This window comes from Verrucosispora sp. SN26_14.1 (assembly GCF_004307965.1).
Lineage (GTDB): Bacteria > Actinomycetota > Actinomycetes > Mycobacteriales > Micromonosporaceae > Micromonospora.
This window is the reverse complement of record NZ_SISL01000521.1, coordinates 1-3927: the sequence shown is the minus strand read 5'-3', so window position 1 is coordinate 3927 and position 3927 is coordinate 1. Positions and strand designations below refer to the sequence as shown.

5 protein-coding genes and 1 pseudogene are annotated in these 3927 nt (G+C 72.8%); 1 reads left to right on the top strand and 5 read right to left on the bottom strand.

Annotated features, from left to right (window positions below; genetic code table 11):
- From EYA84_RS28295 to EYA84_RS28275, 5 genes and pseudogenes are all read right to left on the bottom strand, one after another.
- Positions 1-231, bottom strand: a pseudogene (locus tag EYA84_RS28295) (hypothetical protein); the annotation flags it as partial.
- A gap of 59 nt (positions 232-290) precedes the next feature.
- Entirely contained in the window at positions 291-983 is a 693-nt protein-coding gene (locus EYA84_RS28290) for an ABC transporter permease (protein WP_131056972.1), read from the bottom strand.
- Positions 980-1798: an ATP-binding cassette domain-containing protein gene (locus tag EYA84_RS28285; RefSeq protein ID WP_131056970.1), complete on the bottom strand. Its 819-nt coding sequence runs from the start codon at positions 1796-1798 to the stop codon at positions 980-982. Before EYA84_RS28285 ends, EYA84_RS28290 begins: the two co-directional genes overlap by 4 nt.
- On the bottom strand, positions 1795-2133 hold the full coding sequence (locus tag EYA84_RS28280; RefSeq protein ID WP_131056968.1) for a PadR family transcriptional regulator: 339 nt from the start codon (positions 2131-2133) through the stop codon (positions 1795-1797). Before EYA84_RS28280 ends, EYA84_RS28285 begins: the two co-directional genes overlap by 4 nt.
- Before the next feature lie 130 nt (positions 2134-2263).
- Positions 2264-2983, bottom strand: a complete 720-nt coding sequence (locus tag EYA84_RS28275; RefSeq protein ID WP_131056967.1) for a PP2C family serine/threonine-protein phosphatase — start codon at positions 2981-2983, stop codon at positions 2264-2266.
- Between the two features lie 62 nt (positions 2984-3045).
- On the opposite strand from EYA84_RS28275, the gene EYA84_RS28270 reads away from it, so the two are divergent.
- On the top strand, positions 3046-3927 hold an 882-nt coding region (locus EYA84_RS28270), incomplete at its 3' end, for an AAA family ATPase (RefSeq protein WP_236146003.1).

The following is a 3927-nucleotide window of genomic DNA, read 5'->3' as shown; positions in this document are numbered from 1 at the left end:
GGTCGGGTCGGCACCGGCGGCGGGGGTGCCGAGCGCGGCGGTGCCGGACGGGCTGGTCTCGGCGCTCTGGTGCTGTCCGGGCGGTGCCTCGGAGGTCGGCTCGGCGGGATCGCCGCCGGCCGGCTGCTGGACGCTACGCGGGTCGACGCGGGGTACGGACGGGCCGCCGCAGCCGGTCAGACCGACGGCGACACCGAGCGCGACCACGGGAGCGAGGGATCTGAGACGCACCAGGTGATGCTAGAGCCTGCGCGGGGGTCCGCGACCGGTCGCGGACCCCGTGGTGACTCTCAGGTGATCGGTACGTGGTGCAGGTGCCGGCGGCGGCGCAGCCGGACACTGAACACCCCTGCCACGGTCACGGTCAGCAGCAGCGTCACCGCCAGCCCGTGCAGGACGCCCCGGGCCAGGTAGCCGTCGTCGGCGTGGTCCACCGCCCAGGTGGCGATCTCCCGGCTGGACCAGAACGGGGTGAGCTTCGCGCCCTGACTGGCCGGGTCGAGCAGCATCTGCATCGCCACCACGGTGAGCAACAGCAGGGTGCCCTCCAGTTCGCGGGGCAGCAGCGCGCCGATCAACATGCCGAACGGCGCGGCCACCATCACGCAGCAGAGCATCGCCACGGCGATCCCGGCGTACCGCAGGTTGGTCGTGTCGAGCACGGTGAGCAGGAAGAACGGCACCGCGACGGTCAGTCCGAGCGCCCACAGGCCGAGCATCCGGCCGAGGTACAGATGGTGCGGCCGGTAACCGGCGAGCCGGAGCCGGGGTTCCAGCTCGCGGGCGGCGCTGGTGGCGAAGAGCGCGGCGGTGCTGACCGCCCAACTGATGCCGAGGAACAGCGCCCGGATCGACTGCCCGACGTGCGAGTCCCGCCGGATCATCCAGAAGACCAACGGCATCAACAACAGGAGCAGGAGTACGCCCCGACGACGCGCCAGTTCCCGCAACGTCATCTCGGCGACGGTGAACAGCCGCTTCACGCCCGACCTCCCTGCTCGGCGGAGGTCAGGTCGAGCACGATGTCGACCCGGTCGAGTTGGTTGAGCAGGTGCGTCACCACCACGATGGCCTTCCCCTCGTCGCGCAGCCGGGTCAACTGGTCCCAGAGGTTGACGTAACTGCCCTGGTCGAAGCCCTGGTACGGCTCGTCGAGCAGCAGCACGTCCGGTTGGGCGAGGGTGGACATGGTCAGGTTCAGCTTCTGGCGCGTACCGCCGGAGAGGTGCCGGGCGAGCACGGTGCCCTCGGCGTCCCAGCCGAGGTTCCGGGCCGCCGCCCGACCGGCCTGCCGGGCCGGGCCACGGGCCACACCCTGACCGGCGCCGACCAGCACGAAGTGCTCGTCGGGGAGCAGGAAATCGGCGGTGCCGCCCTGCTGGGGGCAGTAGCCGAGCCGGCCGGAGACGGTCACCTCACCGCTGTCCGGCGAGATCAACCCGGCGCAGATCCGCAGGAAGGTGCTCTTGCCGCAGCCGTTCGCGCCGACCACGGCGGCGATCTGCCCGGCGCGTACGGTCAGCGAGGCGTCCCGCAGCACCGGATGCCGCCCGTACCGCTTGGTGATGCCCTTGGCGGACAAGCGCACCGGCCCGGGACGCGGGCCGGGCGCGGTGCCGATGCTCTCCACGATCGCGGCGGCGTACGTCTGCGGCGGGCCGAAGACCTGCCACGGGTCACCGCCGCCCTCGCGCAGGTGTGTGGCGGCCTCGGCGACCACGTGCCGGGCGGCGTCGGTCGCCACCCGCCGCCTGTGCAACTCGGCCGCGAACCCCCGCAGCCAGTCGTCGACGTTCACCCCTCGACCCCCTTCGAGACGATGTCGGTCACCGGCGCCACGAACGTCAGCCAGGCGTTACCGCCATTGTGCAGCGCCGCCCGCCCGTCGTCGGTGAGCTGGTAGTACTTGCGGGCCGGACCTGACCCGCCCTCCCGCCACTGCGCGGTGACCAGACCGGTGCGCTGCAATCGCAGCAGCACCGGATAGAGCGTGCCGCCCTGGATCGGTCCGACGCCCGCGGCGTCGAGCGACTGGGCGAGCTGGTAGCCGTAGGACTCGCCCTCGCGCAGCAGGGCCAGCACGCAGAGGTCGAGCACACCTCGCAGCCACTGCCCACGACGATCGGGATCCACCCGCCGAACCCTAGTGGCGCTACCTAGATGGCACAACTACCTAGTTGCGCACAGCGGCGCCTCGGGACCACGGTGGTGCCTCGGTCCTGGCGGTGCCTCGGGACCACGGAGGTCCCGAGGCGGTGGCGGGTCAGCTCGGCACGACGTCGGAGATCACCACGGTGACGTTGTCCGGCGCGCCGGCCTGGTGGGCGAGCTTCACCAACTGCTCACCGCACTGGTGGCGGTCGGTGTGCAGGCTCAGGGCGGCGGCGATCGCGTCGTCGGTCACATAGTCCGAGAGCCCGTCACTGCAGAGCAGCAGCCGGTCGCCGGCCGCCACGTTCACCGAGCCCATCGTCGGCGGCGCGTCCGCGCCCTGCACCGCACGCGTCACCAGCGACCGCTGCGGATGGTGCCGGGCCTGCTCCCGGGTCAACGTGCCCTGGTCGACGAGCGCCTGCACGAACGTGTCGTCCCGGGTCAACTGCCGCAGGCGGCCCTCCCGCAGCAGATAGCAGCGCGAGTCGCCGACCTGCGCCAGCACCAGCGTGTCCCCGGCGAGCAGGGCCGCCGTGAGCGTCGTGCCCATGCCGTCCCGGGCGGGCTCGGCGGCGATCGCCGCGTGAATACGTTGGTTGGCGGTGCTCACCACGGCCCGTAGCGAGTCGGTGGCGGCGTCCGGTGCGGTGGGCGGGATCAACTCGTCCAGGATCCGGATGACGATCTCGCTGGCGACCTCACCGGCGGGCAGCCCACCCATGCCGTCGGCCACCGCGACGAGGCGCTCACCAGCGAGCGCGGAGTCCTCGTTGTTGGTGCGGACCAGGCCGATGTCGTTGAGGATGGCCGAGCGGAGGATCAGCGTCATGGGTCAAGCTTGCCAAGAACACCCTTCCCGCGTCTCTACGCACTACTGCGTAGGGTTGAGGAATGTTGCCGATGTCCATGGTCGGGCGCGCCGACGAGCTGGCTGAGCTGGGCCGAGTGTGGTCCACCGTGGCTGGTCGGAGGCGTCGAACACCGGCCGTCGTGGTCGTCACCGGCGGCGCGGGCGTCGGCAAGAGCCTGTTGGTCGCCGCCGCGCTGGACGAACTCACCCCACGACCGGCGATGGTGCTCAGCGGCGCCGCCCGGGTGCACAGTCCGGCACCGTACGACTGGCTGGCCGCCGTGCTCAGCGGACGCGACCCCGACCGGCTCGACCTGCCGGCCGACACCGTGCCGCCGGACGCGCTGGCCTGGCTCGCCCAACAACCCACCGCGCCACGCGAGCGCTACGCCCCCGGCACGCTGCTGCGCCTCGCCGTACGTGCCGTCCGGGTGCTGGTCGGCACCGGCCCGGCCGTCCTCGTGGTCGAGGATCTGCACGCGCTCGACCCGGCCAGCCTCAACCTGATCGGCGAACTCGCCACCGCCCCCGGACTGCCCGCCCTGCTGGTGGTGGCGACCCGACCCGCCGCGCACGCGGTCGCCCCGGAACTCGCCGGCCGCACCCTGGCCCGGCTCTGCGGCGTACCCGGGGCGGTGCGCCAGCACCTCGGGCCGCTGCGCCCGGTCGAGGTGGCCGAGGTGCTGACCCAGGTGTACGCCGGCCACCCGCTGCCCGGTCGACTGGTACGCGGCGTCTGGCGGAGCACCGGCGGCAACCCGTACGCGCTCACCGAGCTGCTCGCCGCGTACGCCGGACAGCCACCCGAGGCGCTGCTCGCCCCGGTCGACGTCCCGCCCGCGTTCGACGGACGGCCTCGGCCTGCCCGTCGAGGTGTGCCGCCGTTCGACGCCGACGGTGGGCGGGCGGCGTCGGGGCTGTCG

Bases quoted from the DNA above. Each gene is read 5' to 3' on its own strand.
- EYA84_RS28275 (WP_131056967.1), bottom strand. From the start codon at position 2,983: ATGACGCTGATCCTCCGCTCGGCCATCCTCAACGACATCGGCCTGGTC.